We start from the raw sequence: 21,828 nt of genomic DNA on the forward strand, positions 1-21,828 counted from the left end.
TCAGCTCCCCAGCGCAGCCACGTTGCGCAGCAGCAGCGCCTCGGCGAGGCACACCCGGGCGAACTCGCCGAGGTGCAGGCTCTCGTTCGGCCCGTGTGCGCTCGCGTACGGGTCCTCGACGCCGGTCACCAGGATCGCCGCCTCCGGGAACAGCTCCTGGAACGTGGCGATGAACGGGATCGAGCCGCCCACGCCCATGTCGACCGGCGCGACACCGTCCCAGGCGTCGCGGAAGGCGGATCGGGCGGCGTCGAAGGCGGGACCGGTCGCGTCGATCACGCACGGCTCACCGCCGCTCTCCAGCGTCACCTCCACGTGGGCGCCCCACGGCACGAACTTCTCGACGTGGGCACGGATCGCCGCGTATGCCGAGTTCCAGTCGTCGCCGGGCGCCAGCCGTACGCTGAGCTTGGCCTTGGCCCTGGGCACCAGGGCGTTCGGGGCCTCGCTGGTCCTCGGCGCGTCGATGCCCAGCACCGCGATCGACGGCTTGGTCCAGATCCGGTCGGTGAGCCGGCCCTCGCCGAGCAGCTTGACCCCGTCGAGCACGCCGGCCTCGTGGCGGAACCTGTCCTCCGGGTAGTCGACCGTGGCGGCCTCGCGGCGGGCCAGGCCGTCGACGAGCACCTCGCCGTTGTCGTCGTGCAGGGTGGCGATGAGCCGGGCCAGCACGGTCAGCGCGTCCGGCACCGGGCCGCCGAACATGCCGCTGTGCACGGCGTTGGTGAGGGTGCTGACCTCGACGAAGCAGTTGACCAGGCCGCGCAGCGACGTGGTCAGCGCGGGCACGCCGATGTCCCAGTTGCCGGAGTCGGCGATGACGATGACGTCGGAGCGCAGCGTCTCCTTGTGCGTCTCGAGCAGCTCGTCGAGCGACTCGGAGCCGAACTCCTCCTCGCCCTCGACGAACAGCACGACCCCGACCGGCAGCGCATCCCCGAACGCACGCAGCGCGGCGACGTGCGCCATCACGCCGGCCTTGTCGTCGGCGGCGCCGCGGCCGTAGAGCCGGCCGTCGCGCTCGACCGGCTCGAACGGGTCGCTGGTCCACAGCGCCGGGTCGCCGGCGGGCTGCACGTCGTGGTGGGCGTAGAGCAGCACCGTCGGCGCGCCGGCGGGCGCGGCCCTGCGGCCGATGACGGCTGGCTGGCCCGAGCCCCGCACGATCTGCACCTCGAGGCCGCAGCCGCGCAGCAGCTCGGCGACGGCCTCGGCGGACCGCTCGACGTGCGAGTGGTCGAAGCCGTCGAACGCGATCCCGGGGATGCGGACCAGCCGCTCCAGGTCGGCACGGACGCCGGGCAGCTCCCGCGTGATCGCGGCCCGCAACTCGTCTTCGGTCAGGCTCATGCCATCGCCCCCGCCGGCGCTCCCGCGATGAACAGGGTCGGACGCGGAGGTGATGACTGGCTCGCAAGCTCGCTCATGCAGCGATCCTAAGCCGGGCGGGGCCGGTCGGGCTGGCCTGCTTCGCGGCCTGTGGATAACTCAGCCGGCGGGCGGCGCCGGCGGCTCCTCGTCGGGGCGGCGGCCCTTGCCGGCCCAGCCCCGGGCGCCGCGCGCGGCGGATCCGGCCAGGTCAGCGGCGCCGTCGCCGAGCTTGCGGAGCAGGCCGACCAGCGGGTCCTGCGAGGTGCTGAAGTCCTGCCGGTACGAGTCGGCGGCGGCCTTGACCTCGTCGGTGACCGAGGCGTTGCCGTCGGAGTCCCGGCGCGGGTAGTCGCCACCGAGGATCCGGCCGTATTCGCCGGAGTCGACCCACTTGCGCAGATCGGCGGCGCGGGCGACGGGCACGGGGTGGCTGCTCCACGCGGTCATGCCGAGCTTGTGGATGCTGTCGCGCAGGTCGCCGCCGCCCTCGTACTCGGCCGCCTGCTCGAGGAAGGCGGTCGTGTCGATCTGGGAGAGGTCACCGCCGCCGGCCAGCTTCATCAGCAGCCGCAGCGACCCGGCCGGGTCCTGACCGGCGAGCAGGCCGGCGCGGTCCGCCGACAACTCGGCCTTGCGCCACCACTCGTACATCGCCGCGATGATGGCGCGCAGGGCGATCGCGCCGACCGGCAGCCAGCTCACGTTCGCGGCCCACCGGGTGAGAATCATCATGATCGTCTTGTAGACGGCGTGGCCGCTGCGTACGTGGCCGATCTCGTGGCCCAGCAGCGCGCGCAGCTCGTCGTCGTCCAGCTTCTCCACCGCCGCGGAGGTGATGACGATGAACGGCTTGTCCATGCCGATCGCCTGACCGTTGATCATCGGCGACTGGCTCACGTACACCTCGGGCAGCTCGGCCACGTCGAGCGCGGCGGCGGCCTCGGTGAAGCGCTGGTAGACCCGCGGGTACTGGCGGTGGTCGACGCGGATCGAGCCGGCCAGGTACTGCAGGCGGAAGCCGCGTTCGTTCCACATGCCGAAGAACGCCTTCACCACGTCGTCGAAGCCGCGCAGCTCCCGCAGGGCGGTCAAGGCGCCGCGGTCGGCCGGGTGCTCCCAGGCCCGCGAGCTGATGCCGGTCAGCGTGATCCGGCGCCGCGCCGGCCGATTGTCGTCGTCGGTCGTCATCGTCCGTCCCCGTTCCCGCCGCTCCCGCAGCTGATCGTGGTTCAGTCCGGCGGCGCCGGCCAGAGCCGTTCGTACCGATCGTCGAAACCCTCGGCGGCGCCGTCGACGAGCAGATCCACGTGCGCCGCGGTGGCATCCGCGGCGAAGTGCCGATCCTCGTTCACGCGCCAGCGCTCAAGGTACGCCCGGAACGCAACATCGTCGCCGCCGTCGCGTGCCAAAGCTCGCCGCCACCGCAGCTCGGCGGGCGCGGTGACGAAGACGGAGAAGGACAGCTCCGGCCGGATCTCCCGCCGGGCGGCGGTCACCCCTTCCAGCACGACGACCGCAGCCGGCTCCACCACGACCGGCCGGCCACCGAACGCCCGCCGATGCCAGAGGTACCGCTGGTAGGTGGCGGGACGGCCGAGCCGCAGCGGGCCGAGCACCTGTTCCTCCAGCCGGGCCCAGAAGCTGAACTGGTCGTCCCACCCGTCGAGCAGATCGTCGGTGTGCACCACGGGCACGTCGGCGACCGTGGCGAGCCGCCCGGCGAACCAGCTCTTCCCGGCGCCGCTGGGCCCGTCGACGGCCACCAACCGCACCGGACCGAGCCGCGGCGGCCGCCCGAGGATCCGCTCGGTGAGCGAGAGGAACGTCTCAGCCGCCATCCGGTGCACCCGGTGGGATGAAGGGGAGGCCACGGGTCGGACCGGACTCGATGAGCCGCCAGAGGGCGTCGGTGTCGAGGTGCTGCTCGACGAGATCGCCCAGAACGTCGAGGGCGCGCTCGCGGACGTCCGCGAAGCGGGTGTCCGGCGCCACCACGAAGCCGTGCCGGCCCGCCTGCCGCGCCGCCTCGGTCAGGAACCGGCGGCGGAACTCGTCGGACTCGAAGGCGCCGTGCCAATGCGTGCCGCAGACGACGCCGCTGACCGCGCCCTCCGGAGTGCCGTCCGCATACCGCAGCAACGGCGCCGGGTCGCCGGCCGACACGTACCCGTGGTGGATCTCGTAGCCGCTCACCGGGACCTGATCCCAGGCCGCGCCCCGCGACCGGGCCAGGGTCTTCCGGGCGCCGAAGGTGATGTCGACCGGCAGCAGGCCGAGGCCGGGCACGGTGCCCCGGCGGCTCTCCACGTCGTCGTGGATCGTCTCGGCGAGCATCTGGAAGCCGCCGCAGATGCCGACGAGCGGCTTGCCGGCCGCGGCGTGCGCGCGGATCGCGTCGGCCAGGCCGGTCTCGCGCAACCACGTCAGGTCGCTGACCGTGGCCTTGGATCCGGGCAGCACGACCAGGTCGGCGTCGGCGATCTCGGCCGGCTCGATCGTGAGGCGCACCTGCACGCCGGGCTCGGTGGCCAGCGCCTCGGCGTCGGTGGCGTTCGAGATCCGCGGCAGCCGCACCACGGCCACCCGCAGCCAGGCGGTGCCGCGCGGCGCGGCGGGCCGCCCGAGCACCCGCCCGTACGCCAGCGAGTCCTCGGCGTCCAGCCACACGTCCAGATTGAACGGCAGCACGCCGTGCACCGGCCGCCCGGTGGCCGCCGTGATCATGTCGAGCCCGGGCCGCAGCAGGCCCAGGTCACCGCGGAACTTGTTGATGACAAAGCCGCTGACCAGCTCCTGGTCCTCGGGGCTGAGCAGCGCCACCGTGCCGAACAGGGCCGCGAAGACCCCGCCCCGGTCGATGTCGCCCACCACGATGGCCGGCAACCCGGCGTGCCTGGCGAGGCCCATGTTGACGAAGTCGCCGGCCCGCAGGTTGATCTCGGCCGGGCTGCCCGCGCCCTCGCAGATCACCGCGTCGTACTCGCCGCGCAGCTCGGCCAGGGTCGCGTGCGCGGTCTCGGCCAGCCGCGGCCGCAGCGACCGGTAGTTGCCCGCGGTGACCGTGTCGATCGCCTGCCCGAGCAGCACCACCTGGCTGGAGAGGTCGCTGCCGGGCTTGAGCAGCACCGGATTGAACCGGATGTCGGGGGCGATCCCGCAGGCGGCGGCCTGCATGGCCTGCGCCCGGCCGATCTCGCCGCCGCGCCCGTCGGCGCCGACCACCACGACGGAGTTGTTGGACATGTTCTGCGCCTTGAACGGTGCGACCTTGACGCCCCGGCGGTGCAGCCACCGGCAGATCCCGGCGGTGAGCACGCTCTTGCCGGCGTCGGAGGTGGTGCCGGCGACCAGCAGCCCGCCGCTCATCGGCCACCCATCCGACGGACCAGACCGGACCGGACCAGCGCGACGCCCGCGGCGAGCGCGACGGCGCCGACACCGGCCGCGCCCGAGAGCCGGGCGGCCGAGCGCAGGTGACCCGCGGCGGGCCGCGGTCCGTCGCCCAGCAACGGCCGGGTCTCGGTTCGCCCGGAGTAGACGTTCCGCCCGCCCAGCCGGACCCCGAGCGCCCCCGCCACGGCCGACTCGCACTGGCCGGCGTTGGGACTGGGGTGATCGTTGCGATCCCGGCGCCACACCCGCAACGCCTCGGCCGGGCTCCCCTTGACCAGCGGCGCGGCGGCGATCGTCAACAACCCGGTGAGCCGGGAGGGAAGCAGGTTGAGCACGTCGTCGAGCCGGGCGGACGGCGTGCCGAAGCGGGCGTACCGCGGCGACCGGTGCCCGACCATGGCGTCGAGGGTGTTGGCGGCCCGATAGCCGAGCAGCCCCGGAAGGCCGAGCAACCCGCCCCACAGCAGCGGCGCGACCACGGCGTCCGAGGTGTTCTCGGCCACCGACTCGACCGTGGCGCGGGCGATCTCGGGCGCGTCGAGCGCGGACGGGTCCCGGCCGCAGAGATGGTTGAGGCGCCCACGCGCCGCCGCGAGATCACCGCGCTCCAGGTGGCCGGCCATGACGGCGGACTCCCGGCGCAGCGTGCGACCGCCGAGTACGGTCCAGGTCGCGGCGGCGACCAGGACGGCCCGAGCGACGGGCTGCCGCCGGGTCAGGACGGATGCGGCCAGCCCGGCAGCCACCGGAACGCCCACTGCGACCGTGGCGAACGCCGCACCGGCCCGCCGGTGCGGCGCGTAGAGCCGACGCTCCAGGGCACCGGCGGCCCGGCCGAAGCCGGCGACGGGGTGGCAGCGCCGCGGGTCGCCGAGCACGGCATCCAGCGCGAACCCGGCCAGCAGCCCGACCGCGTCGGCCGTGGTCGCGCCCCGGACACCCGGTCGCGTGGTGCGCGTTCGCCCAGCTCTTTCCATCCCGGTCACCCTAGTGAGCCTTCCTCTCGGTGCCCTGCCCGGCTCGGCCTCCGGGGCGCGCGTCACTCCGCCCGGGGACCGGCCGCCGTCCCGGTGCCGGGGACGACGGCCGGCGGGAGGCGCCCGCCCTGCTCCTGGCGCAGTTCCGCTGTGCCGAGCGGGTGCGCCTTTCTCTCGGGGAGAGCGCCCCGGAGCGGGGCGGGCGGCCCGGGTCGGCGGGTGGGTGTCGGCCACCGAATACCCACCCGCCGGGCCGGTCGTCCGCGACGCTCACCCAGGGCATCGGATCGACCGGAGTCCGGGCGGCGACGGAAGTCGGGAGCCTTCCGCCGCCGCATCTTCAGGGCCCGGCCACCGCTCGCCGGAGAGAGCGGCGGCGACCGGACCGCCGGCGGCGCGGAACGCCGCGCGGCAAGGGCCCGGCGGATGGGTGTCGACCACGGAGTACCCACCCGCCGGTCCGGCCGGCCTCGCTGACACCCCCGGCGAGGCCGGCCGGCGACCGGCCCTCGGCCACCCGCACCGCAGCCGGTGCTCACCGGTCGACCTGTCTGTGCGGTGGCGGCCGCTGAGGAGGCGCCGGAACACAGGGCAGTCGGCCGGGTGGGCGGAAGGGAGGGCCGATCCGGTGCCGCCGCTGCGAACCCACGGGGGATTGCCGGCCCGCAACGACGGCAGTTCATGAGGCGGTCACGCCGGTACCGGCTGGCGACGGCTGCTCCGGCTCCGGGAAGCGCGGCGGGCCGGCGCCTCACCCTGGGCGGGAGCGCCGTCCGAGCCGGTGTCGGGTGCCGGGGCGGGATCGGGGGCCGGGGGGCGCTCGGATGCGTCGCTCGCCGGCTCCGGGTCGCCGGCCGGGATGGCCATCATGGTGTCGAAGGGCTCGATGGAGCCGCCACGCAGCGCCGCGACCGCCTCGGCGCCGTCCGCGACCGGCGCCGGCACGTCCTCGAACGTCGGTTCGTCGCCGTCCAGCACGCCGTCGCCGTACACCGCGGGCGCCTCGTCCTCGGCGACCGGTCGGGCCGCCTCACCGCGGATCTGCCCCTCCGCCTCCGCGGTCTCGGTGGCGCTCGCGGCGGTGGGCTTGTTGCGGAAGAACCGGCCTCTGCCCCGGGACAGGTCGTGACCGACCGACACGGCCTCCATCTCGTACGTGGTGCGCAGGTTGCCTTCCGAGTCGGTCCAGTCCCGGGTGTAGAGGCGCCCCGCCACCACAACCGGGTCGCCGACCGTGACGGAGGACGCCACCCCCTCGGCGAGCCGGCGCCAGCAGTTGACGCGTACCCGGAAGTGGTTGCCGTCCACCCAGCGGCCGGTCTCCTTGTCCATCCGGCGGGCGGTGGACGCCACCCGGAAGTTCGCGACCAGGGCGTTCGTGCTCGCGGTGCGGCGCCACTCGGGCGCGGTCAGGACGTTGCCGACCACCACGATGTTGATGTCGAACACTGCGTCTCCTTCATGACGGGAAGTACGTCGGGGGATCTGGCCAGCAGCGTGCGCCGACCGCCCCGATGTCCGCTTCAGAAGTTCTCCGGGCCTGTGGACAACGGCGGATTGTGGATGAGCGCGGAAAATCAAGCTGATCTGCTATGGCGCCACGCTCCCTACGCGTGGGTAACCTGGCGGCGTGGAGACCGACGTTCTGGGCCCGCCGTACGAGCGGCACACCATCGACCTGGGCACCGATGACGAGGGCGCGGTCGTCGCGACCTTGATCCGGCGGCGCGGGGACACCCCGTCGCGCCGCGCGGTGCTCTACGTGCACGGATTCGTGGACTACTTCTTCCAGACCCACCTGGCCGACTTCTTCGTCGAGCGCGGCTGGGACTTCTACGCGCTGGACCTGCGCAAGTACGGCCGCAGCCTGCTCGCCCACCAGACGCCGAACTTCGCCCGCAGCCTCACCGAGTACTACCCGGAGCTGGACGAGGCGGCCCGGATCATCCGCGAGGACGACGGCCACGACCAGCTGCTCGTCGCCGGTCACTCCACCGGCGGCCTGATCACGTCGCTGTGGTCGCACTCCCGCCACGACCAGGGCATCGTCGACGGCCTGTTCCTGAACAGCCCGTTCTTCGACTTCAACGTGCCGTGGCTGCTGCGCCGGCCGCTGATGAACGTGCTGGGGCGCACGAGCGGCCGGAACCCGTACCGGGTGCTGCCGATGAGCACGCTGGGCTTGTACGGGCAGAGTCTGCACAGCGACCACCGTGGTGAGTGGACGTACGATCTCGCCTGGAAGCCCTTGAACGGCTTTCCGGTCCGTACCGGATGGCTCGAAGCGATCCGCCGCGGCCAGGCCCGCCTGCGCGCCGGGCTGGCCATCGACGCCCCGATCCTGGTCGCCTGCTCGACGCGGACCTTCCGCGGCCGCAGCTGGCACGAGGACGTCCGGCTGAGCGACTCGGTCCTGGACGTGGACCACATCGTCCGCTGGGCGCCGCGGCTCGGCCCCCGGGTGACGATCGCACGCTTCGACGGCGGCATGCACGACCTGACACTGTCCGGCAAGGACGTCCGCACCGAACTCTTCCAGGAACTGGGCAGATGGGTCGACGCGTTCGTCCCGCCGAAGGGCACGCCGGAGATCGCGGTCCCGCCCGCCCCGGAGGACAAAGCGGACGTCGGGGCGCCCTGACATCCCGCTCGACCGGGCGGCGGCGAAACTCTAGTATGTGCTGGCCAGCACACGCCGTGGGCCGGCCAGGCGCTCGTAGCTCAGCGGATAGAGCAACGGACTTCTAATCCGTCGGTCGCAGGTTCGAATCCTGCCGGGCGCGCCAGCTCACCGATCATGAGTCGCTCTACCTCGGTCTTCCCGGAGGTGACTCCCTTGCTGACCCTATGTAGAGTGCCTACATGGCTCCCCGGATGACCGCCTCGGTCCTCAAGGTGGCGGCGGCCCTGCTCGCCGACCCCGCCGCCGAGCGCTACGGCCTTCAGCTCATGCAGGCCACCGGCCTGCCCAGCGGCACCCTCTACCCGATCCTGGTCCGCCTCGAGCGCGCCGGTTGGGTCGAGTCCCGCTGGGAGCAGACCGATCCGGCCGCCGAGGGCCGTCCCGCCCGTCGTTACTACCGGCTCACCGCGGAGGGCGCCGCCGAGGCCCGCCGGGAGGTCACGGCCATGCGGACGCAGCTGGCCCGGGGCGCGGAAGCGCGGCTCGCATGAGGGCGACCGACCGCCTCGCGCGGGCCCTGGTCACCAGCGCGGCCCGGCGCTGGCCGGCCGATCTCCGGGACGAGCTGACCCGCGAGTGGCATGCCGAGCTCGCCCACGCCCCGCACAAGCTCGCCTTCGCGGCCAGTCTGGCCCTCTCCCCCGCCGTCGAGGAGGCGGACGAGGAGCCGGTCACCTGGGCGCAGCGGGGCGTGAGCTGGGCCATCCCGGCCGCGCTGACCCTGCTGGCCGCCGCTCTGGTCAACGCCGTGCATCTTGCGCAGGGGCGCTTCGGCGGGGTCGCCGGGGGTGTCGCGCTGGTCGGCGCGGTGGCGGTGATGGCCACGGTCGGGTGCCGGGCCACCGTACGGCGGGTGGTGCTGCTGGGTGCCGCCGGTTACGCGTTCCTGCTGGCCGGCAACCAGGTTGCGGTCATGCCGTTCATGGGCTGGATCGACGTCGGCCCGGCGGTGCTGGCCTGGACGATCCTGATGGCTCTGACCGTACGGGTGAGCACCCGCCTGCGCGCCGCCGGCCGCAACGGGCTCGCCGGGGTGACGGCCGTCGCCGGCGGCCTGATCGCGCTGGACGTCGCCGCTGCCGCCGGTTCGCTGCACGCCGCCGCGGTTCTCGGGGTGAGCGCCGCCTCCGCGCCGGCCTGGTTCCCCCTCGCCCTGCTGCCCGGCGGGGTCGCCGACTTCGGTGCCTACTTCGCCGACGGCACCGCCACGTTCGGCAGCCTCCAGCAGTCCGGTCCCGCCTTCCACGCCTCCGACGTGCTGCTGGGCAACGCCTCCGCGATGATCGGCCCGCTGGCACTCTGCGCGGTCGCCGTCGCCGCCGGTCTGCTGAGGCGCGGCACGTCCCGACTCTCGGCAACCGAATGGACCCGGGACGCCGCCGACAAGGCGGCCGCCCGGCCCCGGGACGCCGCCGGCAAAGTGGCGCTCGGCGTCGTGGCCGGGCTCGGCGGCCTGGCGATCGGTGAGCTGCTGCGCCGCTCGGGCGGTTCCGCCGAGCTCACCCTGCACCGGCTGGTCGACAACTCCGCGGTGTTCGGCTTCGGCTTCCTCGCCCATCCGGCCGGCCGGCTGGCCGTCGCGCTCCTGATCGGACTGCTGGTGGCCCACCTCGCCAGCACGGCCCGCCGAGCGACATGAGCGGCGCGCGGGCCGCCGTGCTGGCCGGCCTGGCCGCCCGGCCCGGGCAGGCCCGGCACGGCCTCGATCTGGCCCGGCACGCCGGCCTGTCCAGCGGGACGCTCTACCCGATTCTGGTACGCCTGCAGCGCGCCGGCCTCATCGAGGCGTCCTGGTCGGCGGGCCGCCGTGCGTACCGTCTCACCGGTCAGCCGCTGCCGGCCGCCGCCGAGCAGCGCAGCGTGCGCACCGCCCTGCTGTGGCTGCCCGCCGCGCTCGCGGCGCTGATCTCCGCCTGGGTCGCGCTGACCCGCCCGCCGCACGCCCGTCTCACCGATCTCGGCGTCTACACCGGCGCGGTCGACGGGCTGACCCACGGCGCCAGCCTGTACGACTTCATCAGCGCCGGCGACGCCCCCTTCACCTATCCGCCGTTCGCAGGCCTGGTCTTCTTGCCGCTCGCCGGAGCTCCCACCTTCGCGCTGCACCTGGGCTGGACGCTGGCCACGCTCGCCGCCGTGGCCGGCCTGGCCCGGCTGCTGGGCCCGCGGGCGCCCGCCTACGCCCTGGTGCTGGTGCTCTCCGCGCCGGTCGCCTCCAATCTGAAGTTCGGCCAGGTCAGCGTCTTCCTTGCCGCGATGATCGCGGTGGACGTGCTGGCGCTGCGGCGGAGCCGGTGGCAGGGGCTGCTGATCGGGCTGGCCGCGGCGATCAAGCTGACTCCGCTGATCTTCATCCCGATGCTGTGGCTGGCCGGCCGGCGCCGCGCGGCGGTGCTCGCCGCCGCGACGTTCGGGGCCTGCGGCGCGCTGGCCGGGCTGGCGTTGCCCGGTGACTCGTGGCGGTTCTGGACCACCGAGGTGGCGCACGTGAGCCGGCTCGGCCACCTCACCGGCGTCGGCAACCAGTCGCTGAACGCCGCGCTGCTGCGGCTGGAGCTCTCCGCGCCGGCCCGCTCGGCCGTTGTGCTGCTGGCCGGTGGCACGATCGCCGCGCTGGCGCTGCACCGGGCCGCCGGCCGGGCTCGCGCCGGTGACTGGTTCTCCGCGCTGGTGCTGACCGGCACGGCGAGCGTGGTGCTGTCCCCGGTCTCCTGGACCCACCACCAGGTTTGGCTGGTGCTGGCCGCCCTGTTGCCGGTGGCCGGCCCGGCCTGGGCCCGCCGGGCGTGGCCGGCGGTGGTGCTCGTGGTGATGCTGCTGCCGGTGCCGGCACTCGGGCCGCCACTGTGGAGCAATTCCCGGCTGCTGCTGGCGGTCACGATCGCGGTGCTGCTGCCGCTCTCCCGGCCGGCGCGGCCCAGTCGATGGTGTAGCGGTGCAGCCAGCCGAACATCCGTTCCTGGTCGTAGAAGGTGCGCATGGCCACCGGGAACAGCAGGTCCCGCAGCACCCGGCCGACCGGGCCCGGAGCCTTGTCGCTGTTCACCCGCGCCGACCGGGCGGCCACTTTCTCCACCCGGGGCCGCCGCAGCCCTTCGTAGCTGGTGAAGGCCTGCTCGACCGGCAGGTCCCGCAGGCACCGGGCCAGCTCGACGGCGCTCTCGATGGTCAGCGACGCGCCCTGCCCGGAGCTGGGAGTCATGGCGTGCGCCGCGTCGCCGGCCAGGGCCACCCGGCCGCGGTGCCAGACCGGCACCGGTGGCATGTCCTGCAGGCCGCCCACGGTCACGAACTCCTCGGGCCTGACCCGGTCGAGCAGCCGCAGCGCCGGCAGGGTGTCGCCGGCGAACAGCTCGCGCAGCCGCCGCAGCCACTCGGTCGCCGGGATCTCGCGCGCCTGCGCGGTGGTCAGCATCCGGCTCGCGTGCACGTTGGCGAACCAGCCCGCCGTGCCGTCGTCGCCGATGCGGTAGCCGAAGAAGGCCCGCTTGCCGTACGCGAGGTGCATGGCGCCGTTTGTGCTCGGCAGGCCGTGGTCGTGACACCAGCCGCCCACGCCGACGAGGCCGGAGAAGCGGGGCTGCGGCGCCGCCGGGTCGAGCAGGCCCCGGACGGTCGAGCGGATGCCGTCGGCGCCGATCAGCACGTCGCCCTCGGCGGTGCTGCCGTCGGCGAAGACCGCGGTCACCCGGGCGCCGTCGTCGGTGCAGCCGGTCAGGCGGCGGCCGTACTCGATCCGGACGCCGGCGGCGGTCGCCGCGTCCGTCAGCGCGCGATAGAGCCGCGCCCGGGTGAACGTGCGGCTGGTCGGGACCCCGGGCAGGTCCTCGAACTGGCCGAGCCGTTTGCCGCTGCCGGTCTCCATGACCATCCGGGGCGTGGCCACCCCGGCCGCCGCGACCTCGTCGGCGATGCCGACGGCGGCCAGCGCCGCCATGCCGTTGGGCGCGAGCATGAGCTCACCGCCGATCCCGTCGGCCTGCCGGTCGTACGCCTCGTACACGGTCGCCTCGATGCCGGCCCGCCGCAGCGCGATCGCCGCGACGGGCCCCGCGACACCGCCGCCCACCACCAGGGCCGTGCGCGCTCTTGTCATCCGGATCCCTCCCCCATGAGAAAATCCCTCGTACCGGTGATTATCTCGTTCAGTCGAGATACTAGCGAATGCGAGATACTTGTGTCCACGAGTGATTCCCGCGGCGGGCGGGAAGCGGCGATCGTCGAGTCGACCCGCCGCATGATCGCCGCGGCGGTGCTCTTCAGCCACCAGGTGGCGGAGCAGCTCAAGCTCGGCCCCAGCGACGCCCAGTTCATGACGCTGCTGGACATGCACGGCCCGCTGACCCCGGGCCGGCTGGCGGAGCTGACCGGCCTGCGGACCGGCACCGTGACCGGCGTGCTGGACCGCCTGGAGCACGCGGGCTTCGTCCGCCGTGACCGCGACCCCGGCGACCGGCGCAAGGTGATCGTGTCGCTGAACCAGGAGGAGATCGCGGCCCGGGTGGACCCGCACTACGCGGGCCAGGCCCAGGGCATGGTCGAGCTGCTGAAGCGCTACGACGACGAGCAGCTCGCCGTGATCACCGACTTCATGGCCGCGGTGGCGGCCAGCCGCCGGCCCTGATCCACGGGCCCGCCCTCGCTGCCGTGCGACAAAGTCCGGTTGCGGATCCTTGCGGGGCTGCAAAGATCCCGGAGAGTCCGTGGAGACGGAGGTTGCTGGATGACCCGGACATACGGCGTGCGGATCGGCTGGGCCGATCTGCCGGAGCAGCTCAGAGCACCGATCGAGGCGGTCATCGGCGCGCCGGTGGTCAGTGCCGTCTCCCAGGCCGGCGGGTTCTCGCCCGGGACCGCCGACCGGGTGGTCACCCGCGACGGCCGGCGGGCCTTCGTCAAGGCGGTCAGCGCCACGCTCAACACCCGTTCGGTCGAGCTGGCCCGCGCCGAGGCGTACGTGACCGCACGGATGCCGGCGGACGCGCCCGTGCCCCGGCTGCTCGGGAGCCTGGACGACGGCGAGTGGGTGGTGCTGATCCACGAGGACGTCGAGGGCCGGCATCCGCGTACCCCGTGGGTGCCGGACGAGATCGACGCGACCGTGCGGGCGCTGCAGGAGCTCGCCGCCGCCGTCACGCCGGCGCCGGTCACCGGCGTGCCGCGGGCCGCCGAGCACCTGGCGCCGCACTTCGGCGGGTGGGCCCGGCTGGCGGCCGACCCGCCGGCCGACCTCGACCCGTGGGTGGTCGCCCACCTGGACGAGCTCCGCGCGGCCGCCGACCGCGGCCTGGCCGCGGTCGCGACCGGGTCGACCCTGGTGCACTGCGACGTGCGGGCCGACAACCTGCTGGTACGCCCGGACGGCTCGGTCGTGGTCGTCGACTGGCCGTACGGCTGCATCGGGCCGGCCTGGCTGGACACCGTGCTGCTGGCGATGAACGTGCTGGTGCACGGCGGACCCGGCGACCGGCTGCTGGACGGCATCGACCCGCCCGTGGCGACCGACCTGATCGCGGGCTTCACCGGCGACTTCCTGGAGCGCTCCCGGCACCCCTCGCCGGGCATCCCGTACGTCCGGGCGTTCCAGCGGGCCCAGGCCGACGCGATGCTGCCCTGGCTGCGCGAGCGCCTGCCGCGCTGACCCGGCGGCGTGGCGCCGGCCCGACCGCCAGATGGGAGCTCCGGCACACCCTCGGGGAGCGGGCAATCCGGGGCATTAGGCTGGTACGCCTGACCTGGGCTTCGGCGTGGCGGCCCGGGCGTCACCCGCCCACGTGCACCAGAATCCGACATGGAACGGAAAGTGATGATCGACCAAGCCAAGGTGCGAGTCCTGCTGCTCGAGAACATTCACCCGGACGCGGTGTCCCGGCTCGAGGCAGCGGGTTACCAGGTCGAGTCCGTCGCCGGCGCCCTCGACGAGGCCGAGCTGGTCGAGCGCATCCCGGGCGTGCGGCTGCTCGGCATCCGGTCCAAGTCCCGGGTGACCGCGAAGGTCCTGGCGGCCGCGGACAGCCTCGTCGCCATCGGCGCGTTCTGCATCGGCACCGACCAGATCGACCTGGCCGGCGCCTCCCAGGCCGGCATCGCCGTCTTCAACGCGCCGTTCTCCAACACCCGGTCCGTGGTCGAGCTCGCGCTCGCGGAGATCATCGCGATGACCCGCCGGCTCACCGAGAAGAACAACCTCATGCACCAGGGCATCTGGGACAAGGCCGCGAACGGCAGCCACGAGGTGCGCGGCCGCCGGCTCGGCATCGTCGGGTACGGCAACATCGGCACCCAGCTCTCCGTGCTCGCGGAGAACCTCGGCATGCGGGTGTCCTTCTACGACACCGCCGACAAGCTGGCCCTGGGCAACGCCCAGCGCTGTTCGACCATGGACGAGCTGCTGGCCGGCTCCGACGTGGTGACGCTGCACGTCGACGGGCGGCCCGGCAACGCCGGCTTCTTCGGCGCCGAGCAGTTCGCCAAGATGCGCCCCGGCACGCTCTTTCTCAACCTGTCCCGCGGCATCGTGGTCGACCACGCGTCCCTGCGCGACGCGCTGGTCAGCGGGCACCTCGCCGGCGCGGCCGTCGACGTCTTCCCGACCGAGCCCAAGGGCCGCGGCGACGAGTTCCGCTCGGAGCTGCGCGGCCTGCCGAACGTCATCCTCACCCCGCACATCGGCGGGTCCACCGAGGAGGCCCAGTCGGACATCGGCGATTTCGTGGCCACCAAGCTGGTGAATTTCGTGCAGGAGGGCAACACCACGCTGAGCGTCAACCTGCCCAGCGTCGCCCTGCCGGCCAGCACCGACATGAGCCGCGTCATCCACGTGCACCTGAACATGCCGGGCGTGCTGGCGCAGGTCAACAGCATCCTCGCCGAGCACCAGGTGAACGTCGAGGGCCAGCTGCTGAGCACCCGCGGCGAGTACGGCTACCTGATCACGGACATCAGCGGCAGCTACAGCGACGACGTGCTGGAGCAGCTGCGCGGCATGAGCCAGACGGTCCGGCTCCGGGTGCTGTCCAACGAGTGAGCCGAGCCGGCCCGGGGCGCGCTACTTCACGGTCTCGACCGAGAGCAGCGTGACCCGGGCCTGCGCGGTCACGTCGTACCGGTCGTTGGTCTTCCAGCCCTTCGGGGTCAGCGTGGAGCCCGGCTTGACGTCGCGCAGCGTGCGCGCGCCCGCCGCGACCGTCTTCGCCCCGCCCTGCATCCGCACCCGCACCGGGTTGCCCGCCGGCGAGGTCAGCGAGAGCTCGTCGACCGCGCCGGTGACCTTCAGCGCGACCGTCCCGGCCGGCTTGGGCAGCGCGATCTCGGTCACCCGCGAGCCGCCGACCAGGTCGATGCCGCCGATCTCACCCCCGGTGAAGTCGATGTGCTGCTCGTCGGTGGCGCCGGCGAAGCGCAGGTTCCACATCACCTTCGAGGTGAGCACCACCTCGACCGCCCCGGTGCTGCCGTCACCGTCCGGCACGAGGTTGAGCTGCACCCGGTCCTGCGACACCACGGGCTTCGGGATGATGCCGGCGTCCTCGGCGGTGGAGATCCGGTAGAGGTCGTCGCCGAGGTCCTCGCTGCGCATGGTGACCTTGGTAACAGCGGTGGTCAGCTCGAACGACGCCGCCGTCCGGCCGTCCATGGCGGCGGTGGCGGTCCGGTCGTCGGACTTGCCCGCGCCGAGCTCGAGCACCGAGGTGAGGCTCTTCTCGGAGCCGGAGAAGTAGGTGACGCCCGCGACGGTCGCGCCGAGCAGCACGGCCATGCTCAGCACCGCGCCGGCGATCATGACGCCGCGGCTGCGGCGCGGCGGCTCGGCCAGGAAGGCCTGCTCGGCGGCGGCGGCGTGCGGGTGCCGGGCGGCGCGGTGCGGGCGGATCTCGCGGCCGGGGCCGCCGATGAAGTCGCCGATGCCCTCGTCCTGGTCCGCCGGCGGGCCCGGGCGCTGCGGCCGGGCGCGGACCGCCGCGGACTCGCCGGTCATCGACCGCACCGGGTGCGGCTGCCGGGCCTGCACCGCCGCGGACTCGCCGGTCGTCGACCGGAGCGCGGACGCCTGCCGGGCCCGGACCGCCGCCGACTCGCCGGTCATCGACCGGACGGGGTGCGGCGCGGGACCGGCCGGCGGGGGCAGGAACGGCGCGCCCGAGGTCGGCTCGCGGCCGCCGGCGTGGTTGCCGCTGATCGGACCGGCGGTGAAGCCGAACGACGCGCGCCCGGGGCCGGCGGGCGGTGCCGGGCCGTACGCGGGCTCCGGCGGGTCGGCGGCCGGGTGGTCCGCGCCTGACCCCTCGGACGCGGAACCGGTGGCGGGGGAACCGAAGGCACTCCAGCTCGGGGAGTCGGCCATGTCTTCCTCATCAGCATCGTCACGGAACGAGTTCTCGGCGGGGGGTCGCCGATAGGGAGCCGGGTCGGCGTCGGTCCGGCGGTACAGCGAGGCGTTGTCACGGTTGGCCCAGTCGGCACCCGAGGTCGAACCGGGGACCGTCAGCGCAACGGACACATCGGACGAATCGGTGAAGGTACGTTCCACGCGATGCCCTCCAACTCGCGCCGGCGCCGACAATCTTCCAGTAGCGCTCCAGCGAGAAGTACGGATGCCGCGGCTTGTCGGATGAGTACCAGCGTGAATTACTCTCCGTTATGCCGACCGGGGCTGAGCAGGCCACGCCGGGTAGCCACCGCGACCGCCTCCAGCTGGCTGTGCGCGCCGAGCTTGCCCAGCACCGCCTTCACGTAGCCGCGGCACGTGTGCACGCTGATGCCGAGCCGCCGGGCGATGGCCCGCGGGTCGAGCCCGGAGCCCATCAGCACCAGCACCTCGTGCTCCCGGGCGGTCAGCCCGCCGGCCCGCGGACCGACCACCGGCGTGGTGCTGCGCAGCAGCCGCGCCAGGATGTCGGTCGACACGGTCATGCCGCCGCCGTGTGCCGTGTGCACCGCGTTGAGCACGTCGCCCAGGGGGCCGTTCTTCGACAGGAAGCCGGAAGCGCCGGCCGCGGTCGCGCGTCCCACCAGGGCGGACTCGTTGTTCGCCGTCAGCACCACAAAGCGGGTGTCGGGCTGGCGATGCCGCAGCAACTCGGCGATCGCGATCCCGTCCGCGTCCGGAAGGTCCGGATCCATCAGCACCACATTCGGCCGAAGTTCCTGCACGAGCCGGATTGCCTGCTCTCCTGTACGTGCATGTCCGACATAGCGCAGATCCGGTTGACCGGCCAACGCCACGCCGAGCAATTCGGCGAACGTCTGATGCCCGTCCACCACGAGCACCGTGATCGCCTCGCCCACCATTCAAGCCTCCTGATCCGCCAGCGCTGGAAGTCTATGTGTCCCGCGCCGGAAGCCAAGGCGTACCAACAGCCGGACAGCACCTGCGAGCCACGTCGATCGCTCGGTACGCGCGCCGAGCGGATGAGTCCGAGCGGCCCCCACAACTCGTATCTTCGGTGGACCTGACCCCTCGCTTTCGGGGTGCGGAACGATGCGGCGGGGGCTTGTCGCGTGACCCCCACCCGTAGAAGGTCTTACGCCATGTACGACATCCAGCTTTTCGGACGGCTCGAAGTCCGCACCCGGGGCGTACGCCTGACCGGCCGCGACTTCGGTGGCGTCAAGCCCCGCCACATTCTCGCCCTGCTCGCGCTGCGTGGCGACCTGCACAAGGCGGAGCTGGCCGAGCTGCTGTGGGGCGGACGCCCGCCGGCCAACCATCAGGCCACGGTGGAGAGTTATGTGTCCCTTTTGCGCCATCGACTCGACCCGGACGGGCAGACCCGTGACTCCGTGATCACCACGCGCAACGGCGGCTACTCCCTCGTGGCCGACCAGGTACGCGTCGACGTGGCCCGCTTCGACGAGCTGCTCGCCGCGGCCTCGGGCCGGACCGCCGGCCGCGCCCTGCGCCCGCTGACCGCCGCCGCGCACCTGGCCGCCCGTCCCCTGCTGGAGGACGTGGAACAACACGATTGGGCGAACCAGGCCCGCGAGCGGTACCGGGCCCGGCTGGTGGCGACGCTGCTCGACGGCGGCGGCCACGCCCTCGTCGCCGGCGACCCGCAGGGCGCGCTGGCGCTGGCGGAGCGTGCGGTCGGGCTGGACCCGGTGGCGGAGCGCGGCTGGGCGATCACGATGGCCGCGCACCGTTTGCTCGGGGACAGGGTGGCGGCGCTGCGGGCGTACGACCGGTGCCGGCGGGAGCTGGCCGAGGGGCTGGGCGTGGAGCCGTCCCTCGAGACCCGGGCGCTGTTCCTGGAGCTGCTGCGCGAGGACGGCGCGGGCACCCCGCTGGATCTGGCGGTCACCGCGGTGCTGGCGGCCGCCGGCGAGCCACACCGGCCCGACTCGGTGACCGGCCTGCTGCGCCGCGCCGCGGAGCTCGCCGCCTGACGCAACACTGTGACGCAGGTCAAATATCGCGCGGTCCGGGCACCGACGGCGAAGAATCCCCGGCGTGGACACCACGCTGCTGCCCGTACCCCTGGCTCCGGAGATCTCCCTGCACCTGGCCGGCGGCGGGGTGGGGTTGTTCGACGGCACCGGCGGCGCGTTCAGCAGTGACGTGCCGCCGCCGTTCTGGCTGTTCGTCTGGGCCGGCGGTCAGGCGCTCGCCCGGCACGTGCTGGACCACCCGGAGATCGTGCGCGGCCGCACCGTGCTCGACGTGGCCTCGGGTTCGGGCGTGGCCGCGATCGCCGCGGCCCGGGCCGGCGCCGCCCGGGTGACCGCGATGGACGTCGACCCGCTCGCGGTGGCCGCCGCGGCCCGCAACGCGACCGCCAACCGGGTCACCGTCGACACCCGCGTGGTCGACATCGCCGACCTGGACGTGCCGGCGGAGGTGATCCTGGCGGGCGACGTCTTCTACACCCGCACGGTCGCCGATCGGATGACCGCGCGGCTGCGCCGGGCCGCCCGCGAAGGCGCCCGGGTCCTGGTTGGCGACCCGGGCCGGGGGTACTTCCCCGAGCGGCTGTTCACCCGGGTGGCGGAGTACGTGGTGCCGGTCCCCGCCGCGCTCGAGGAGACCGAGGCGCTGACCACCGGGGTGTGGGAGATGCACGCCACAAAACTGTCGGCGTAACGACCCGGAAATGCTTTCACCACACAACAAGTTGTACGCTGCACGCATCTTGACGGGAGGTGCGGCCGATGGCGGAAACGGACGCCGAGGCCCAGGCCGGACGCCTGGCCGACGAACTTGTGCGATTCGCCCGGCTGGGCCCGCGGGCGAAGGGCATGCTCCACGTGAGGGACTTCGGCGCCGAGTTCTCCGCCCTCATGCTGCTGTTCCCGCTGCGGCACCTGGGCCCGATGCGGGTCACCGACCTCGCCGAGGTCAAGGGCGCGGACCCGTCCACGATCAGCCGGCAGGCGGCTCAGCTGGTCAAGGCCGGCCTGGCCCGCCGTGAGGCCGATCCCGCCGACGGCCGGGCCTCCCGGCTCGCCGTCACGGCTGCGGGCCTGGCCGCCTGCGCGCAGCTGCACGAGGCACGCAACGCGCTGATCAGCGAGGCCCTGAAGGGCTGGCCGGCCGAGCGGGTGCACGCCTTCACCGACCTTTTCCACGAATTCAACAGCTCCGTCGAGGCGCTCGTGCGCTGCGACCCAGCCGTACCAGCACGGGAGAACGCGTGAGTAACTCCAGCACCACCGCCACCGCAGAGCCGGGGCCGCCGGCGGGCGCAGCGGGCGCCGGCGGGCCGTCGGTGGAATTCACCCACCGGCAGATCCTGACCATCCTCGGCGGCCTGATGATGGGCATGTTCCTGGCCGCCCTGGACCAGACCATCATGGCCACGGCGACCCGCACGATCGCCGACGACCTCAAGGGCTTCGACCTGCAGGCCTGGGCCACCACGGCCTTCCTGATCACCTCGACCATCTCCACACCGCTGTACGGCAAGCTCTCCGACATCTACGGCCGGCGCGGCTTCTTCCTGTTCGCGATCGCCGCGTTCGTGATCGGCTCGATCCTCTGCGGCCTGTCCCAGAGCATGTACGAGCTGGCCGCGTTCCGGGCGATCCAGGGCATCGGCGCCGGCGGCCTGATGTCGATGGCGCTGGCGATCATCGGTGACATCGTGCCGCCCCGCGAGCGCGCCAAGTACCAGGGCTTCTTCCTCGCGGTCTTCGGCACCGCCAGCGTCATCGGCCCGCTGCTGGGCGGCTTCTTCGCCGGCCAGGACACCATCCTCGGCATCACCGGCTGGCGCTGGATCTTCTACATCAACGTGCCGATCGGCATCGCCGCGATGATCGTCGTGGCCCGGGTGCTGCACCTGCCGCACACCCGCACCGACCACCGGATCGACTGGCCGGGCGCGCTCGCGCTGATCGTCGGCCTGGTGCCGCTGCTGACCGTGGCGGAGCAGGGCCGCACCTGGGGCTGGGACTCGCCGCGCGCGCTGGGCTGCTACGCGATCGGGCTGATCGGCATCGTCGGCTTCATCCTGGCCGAGCGGGCCTACAAGGACGAGGCGCTGCTGCCGTTGCGGCTGTTCAAGAACCGCACGGTGGCGGTCGGCTCGATCTCCAGCACGATCGTCGGCATGGCCATGTTCGGCGGCCTGCTGACCGTGCCGCTGTACCTGCAGATCGTCAAGGGCTCCTCGGCGACCGAGGCCGGCCTGCAGATGATCCCGTTCGTGATCGGCATCATGGCCGGCTCGATCACCTCCGGCCAGCTGATCGCCCGGACCGGCCGCTACCGGGTCTTCCCGATCATCGGCAGCATCCTCATGCTGTCCGCGCTGGTGCTGTTCTCCCTGATCGGCGCCGACACCCCGCTCTGGAAGACCATGCTGATCATGGTCGTGATGGGCCTCGGCCTGGGCGGCAACATGCAGCCGATGATCACCGCGGTGCAGAACGCGGTGTCGCCACGGGAGATCGGCGTGGCCACCAGCTCGGTGACGTTCTTCCGGTCGATGGGCGGCACGCTGGGCACCGCGATCTTCCTGTCCGTGCTCTTCAACGTCGTCGGCGGCAAGATCAACTCGGCGTACGCGACGGCGCAGGGCACCCCGGAGTTCCAGCAGGCGGTGGCCGCCGACCCGGGTCAGCTGCAGACCCTGCAGCAGGCGCAGGGCGGCGACGCGCTGAACGACACGTCGTTCCTGGACCGGCTCTCCGACGTGGTGTCGCACCCGTTCAAGGTCGGCTTCTCCGACGGCATCCAGCTGATCTTCCTGCTGGCGGCCGTCGTGATGGTCCTCGGCCTGATCGTGGTGCTGTTCCTGCCGGAGATCCCGCTGCAGCACCGGTCGGCGCAGCAGCAGCGCGCCGACGACGCGGCGGCCGCCGCCGCGAGCAACGGCGTGCCCGGCGAGGTCGGTGCCGGGCCCGAGGTGGAGACCCGCAGCTCCCGCTAGCTGCTCAGCCGGCGACACCGAAGGGTACGAGCGC

At 73.2% G+C, this 21,828-nt stretch carries 19 protein-coding genes, 1 tRNA gene and 1 pseudogene; 12 read left to right on the forward strand and 9 right to left on the reverse strand.

What is annotated here, in order from left to right; genetic code table 11:
* From ACIBQZ_RS09215 to ACIBQZ_RS09240, 6 genes are all read right to left on the reverse strand, one after another.
* Entirely contained in the window at positions 1–1,350 is a 1,350-nt protein-coding gene (locus tag ACIBQZ_RS09215) for a dipeptidase (RefSeq protein ID WP_396088004.1), read from the reverse strand.
* 138 nt (positions 1,351–1,488) lie between these two features.
* Positions 1,489–2,559 carry a M48 family metallopeptidase gene (locus ACIBQZ_RS09220; protein WP_396088005.1) on the reverse strand — a complete coding sequence of 357 codons (1,071 nt, stop codon included), beginning with the start codon at positions 2,557–2,559 and terminating at the stop codon, positions 1,489–1,491.
* 41 nt (positions 2,560–2,600) lie between these two features.
* Positions 2,601–3,209: a uridine kinase gene (locus tag ACIBQZ_RS09225; protein ID WP_396088006.1), complete on the reverse strand. Its 609-nt coding sequence runs from the start codon at positions 3,207–3,209 to the stop codon at positions 2,601–2,603.
* A complete protein-coding gene (locus tag ACIBQZ_RS09230) occupies positions 3,199–4,737 on the reverse strand; it encodes a cobyric acid synthase (RefSeq protein WP_396088007.1) in 1,539 nt (512 codons plus the stop codon). The genes ACIBQZ_RS09225 and ACIBQZ_RS09230 overlap by 11 nt, the downstream gene beginning before the upstream one ends.
* Positions 4,734–5,741 carry a cobalamin biosynthesis protein gene (locus tag ACIBQZ_RS09235; RefSeq protein WP_396088008.1) on the reverse strand — a complete coding sequence of 336 codons (1,008 nt, stop codon included), beginning with the start codon at positions 5,739–5,741 and terminating at the stop codon, positions 4,734–4,736. The genes ACIBQZ_RS09230 and ACIBQZ_RS09235 overlap by 4 nt, the downstream gene beginning before the upstream one ends.
* Positions 5,742–6,431: 690 nt before the next feature.
* Complete coding sequence (locus ACIBQZ_RS09240) at positions 6,432–7,190, reverse strand: single-stranded DNA-binding protein (protein ID WP_396088009.1); 759 nt, start codon at positions 7,188–7,190, stop codon at positions 6,432–6,434.
* Between the two features lie 181 nt (positions 7,191–7,371).
* On the opposite strand from ACIBQZ_RS09240, the gene ACIBQZ_RS09245 reads away from it, so the two are divergent.
* From ACIBQZ_RS09245 to ACIBQZ_RS09265, 5 genes and pseudogenes are all read left to right on the forward strand, one after another.
* The gene (locus ACIBQZ_RS09245) at positions 7,372–8,382 is read left to right on the forward strand and encodes an alpha/beta hydrolase (protein WP_396088010.1); all 1,011 of its coding nucleotides are present in this window, start codon (positions 7,372–7,374) and stop codon (positions 8,380–8,382) included.
* 69 nt (positions 8,383–8,451) lie between these two features.
* A tRNA-Arg gene (locus ACIBQZ_RS09250) sits at positions 8,452–8,527 on the forward strand.
* Between the two features lie 76 nt (positions 8,528–8,603).
* Positions 8,604–8,915 carry a PadR family transcriptional regulator gene (locus ACIBQZ_RS09255; protein ID WP_396088011.1) on the forward strand — a complete coding sequence of 104 codons (312 nt, stop codon included), beginning with the start codon at positions 8,604–8,606 and terminating at the stop codon, positions 8,913–8,915.
* Positions 8,912–10,063: a hypothetical protein gene (locus tag ACIBQZ_RS09260; RefSeq protein ID WP_396088013.1), complete on the forward strand. Its 1,152-nt coding sequence runs from the start codon at positions 8,912–8,914 to the stop codon at positions 10,061–10,063. The genes ACIBQZ_RS09255 and ACIBQZ_RS09260 overlap by 4 nt, the downstream gene beginning before the upstream one ends.
* A pseudogene (locus ACIBQZ_RS09265) lies at positions 10,060–11,118 on the forward strand (glycosyltransferase 87 family protein); the annotation flags it as partial. The gene ACIBQZ_RS09260 and the pseudogene ACIBQZ_RS09265, both read left to right, overlap by 4 nt.
* A gap of 181 nt (positions 11,119–11,299) precedes the next feature.
* On the opposite strand, the gene ACIBQZ_RS09270 reads toward ACIBQZ_RS09265, so the two are convergent.
* Entirely contained in the window at positions 11,300–12,520 is a 1,221-nt protein-coding gene (locus ACIBQZ_RS09270; RefSeq protein ID WP_396088014.1) for an FAD-dependent monooxygenase, read from the reverse strand.
* A gap of 81 nt (positions 12,521–12,601) precedes the next feature.
* On the opposite strand from ACIBQZ_RS09270, the gene ACIBQZ_RS09275 reads away from it, so the two are divergent.
* The 3 genes from ACIBQZ_RS09275 (at position 12,602) to serA (ending at position 15,451) form a co-directional block, all read left to right on the forward strand.
* Entirely contained in the window at positions 12,602–13,048 is a 447-nt protein-coding gene (locus ACIBQZ_RS09275; protein WP_396088015.1) for a MarR family winged helix-turn-helix transcriptional regulator, read from the forward strand.
* Positions 13,049–13,147: 99 nt separating this feature from the next.
* Positions 13,148–14,065 (forward strand): aminoglycoside phosphotransferase family protein, encoded by a 918-nt coding sequence (locus ACIBQZ_RS09280; RefSeq protein WP_396088016.1) that lies wholly within the window; start codon positions 13,148–13,150, stop codon positions 14,063–14,065.
* A 150-nt stretch (positions 14,066–14,215) separates the two neighbouring features.
* A complete protein-coding gene (serA, locus tag ACIBQZ_RS09285) occupies positions 14,216–15,451 on the forward strand; it encodes a phosphoglycerate dehydrogenase (RefSeq protein WP_396088017.1) in 1,236 nt (411 codons plus the stop codon).
* Positions 15,452–15,472: 21 nt separating this feature from the next.
* Here serA and ACIBQZ_RS09290 read toward each other — a convergent pair whose 3' ends face one another.
* Positions 15,473–16,768, reverse strand: a complete 1,296-nt coding sequence (locus tag ACIBQZ_RS09290) for a hypothetical protein (protein ID WP_396088018.1) — start codon at positions 16,766–16,768, stop codon at positions 15,473–15,475.
* Positions 16,769–17,052: 284 nt separating this feature from the next.
* A complete protein-coding gene (locus tag ACIBQZ_RS09295; protein ID WP_396088019.1) occupies positions 17,053–17,715 on the reverse strand; it encodes a response regulator in 663 nt (220 codons plus the stop codon).
* A 240-nt stretch (positions 17,716–17,955) separates the two neighbouring features.
* Here ACIBQZ_RS09295 and ACIBQZ_RS09300 point away from each other — a divergent pair, with 240 nt between their 5' ends.
* From ACIBQZ_RS09300 to ACIBQZ_RS09315, 4 genes are all read left to right on the forward strand, one after another.
* The gene (locus ACIBQZ_RS09300) at positions 17,956–18,810 is read left to right on the forward strand and encodes a BTAD domain-containing putative transcriptional regulator (protein ID WP_396088020.1); all 855 of its coding nucleotides are present in this window, start codon (positions 17,956–17,958) and stop codon (positions 18,808–18,810) included.
* 64 nt (positions 18,811–18,874) lie between these two features.
* On the forward strand, positions 18,875–19,504 hold the full coding sequence (locus ACIBQZ_RS09305; RefSeq protein ID WP_396088021.1) for a class I SAM-dependent methyltransferase: 630 nt from the start codon (positions 18,875–18,877) through the stop codon (positions 19,502–19,504).
* Between the two features lie 68 nt (positions 19,505–19,572).
* The gene (locus ACIBQZ_RS09310; RefSeq protein ID WP_396088022.1) at positions 19,573–20,058 is read left to right on the forward strand and encodes a MarR family winged helix-turn-helix transcriptional regulator; all 486 of its coding nucleotides are present in this window, start codon (positions 19,573–19,575) and stop codon (positions 20,056–20,058) included.
* The gene (locus ACIBQZ_RS09315) at positions 20,055–21,794 is read left to right on the forward strand and encodes an MDR family MFS transporter (RefSeq protein ID WP_396088023.1); all 1,740 of its coding nucleotides are present in this window, start codon (positions 20,055–20,057) and stop codon (positions 21,792–21,794) included. The genes ACIBQZ_RS09310 and ACIBQZ_RS09315 overlap by 4 nt, the downstream gene beginning before the upstream one ends.
* Positions 21,795–21,828 lie beyond the last annotated feature (34 nt).

It is taken from the genome of Actinoplanes sp. NPDC049599 (assembly GCF_044465625.1).
In the GTDB taxonomy this organism is placed as follows: Bacteria; Actinomycetota; Actinomycetes; order Mycobacteriales; family Micromonosporaceae; genus Actinoplanes.

Excerpts from the sequence above, each read along its gene's own strand:
- ACIBQZ_RS09290 (WP_396088018.1), bottom strand. The coding sequence starts at position 16,768 with ATGGCCGACTCCCCGAGCTGGAGTGCCTTCGGTTCCCCCGCCACCGGT.
- ACIBQZ_RS09220 (WP_396088005.1), bottom strand. The coding sequence starts at position 2,559 with ATGACGACCGACGACGACAATCGGCCGGCGCGGCGCCGGATCACGCTG.
- ACIBQZ_RS09235 (WP_396088008.1), bottom strand. The coding sequence starts at position 5,741 with ATGGAAAGAGCTGGGCGAACGCGCACCACGCGACCGGGTGTCCGGGGC.
- ACIBQZ_RS09280 (WP_396088016.1), top strand. The coding sequence starts at position 13,148 with ATGACCCGGACATACGGCGTGCGGATCGGCTGGGCCGATCTGCCGGAG.
- ACIBQZ_RS09260 (WP_396088013.1), top strand. The coding sequence starts at position 8,912 with ATGAGGGCGACCGACCGCCTCGCGCGGGCCCTGGTCACCAGCGCGGCC.
- ACIBQZ_RS09255 (WP_396088011.1), top strand. The coding sequence starts at position 8,604 with ATGGCTCCCCGGATGACCGCCTCGGTCCTCAAGGTGGCGGCGGCCCTG.
- ACIBQZ_RS09230 (WP_396088007.1), bottom strand. The coding sequence starts at position 4,737 with ATGAGCGGCGGGCTGCTGGTCGCCGGCACCACCTCCGACGCCGGCAAG.
- ACIBQZ_RS09295 (WP_396088019.1), bottom strand. The coding sequence starts at position 17,715 with ATGGTGGGCGAGGCGATCACGGTGCTCGTGGTGGACGGGCATCAGACG.
- ACIBQZ_RS09270 (WP_396088014.1), bottom strand. The coding sequence starts at position 12,520 with ATGACAAGAGCGCGCACGGCCCTGGTGGTGGGCGGCGGTGTCGCGGGG.
- ACIBQZ_RS09310 (WP_396088022.1), top strand. The coding sequence starts at position 19,573 with ATGGCGGAAACGGACGCCGAGGCCCAGGCCGGACGCCTGGCCGACGAA.
- ACIBQZ_RS09300 (WP_396088020.1), top strand. The coding sequence starts at position 17,956 with ATGTACGACATCCAGCTTTTCGGACGGCTCGAAGTCCGCACCCGGGGC.
- ACIBQZ_RS09215 (WP_396088004.1), bottom strand. The coding sequence starts at position 1,350 with ATGAGCCTGACCGAAGACGAGTTGCGGGCCGCGATCACGCGGGAGCTG.
- serA (WP_396088017.1), top strand. The coding sequence starts at position 14,216 with ATGGAACGGAAAGTGATGATCGACCAAGCCAAGGTGCGAGTCCTGCTG.
- ACIBQZ_RS09225 (WP_396088006.1), bottom strand. The coding sequence starts at position 3,209 with ATGGCGGCTGAGACGTTCCTCTCGCTCACCGAGCGGATCCTCGGGCGG.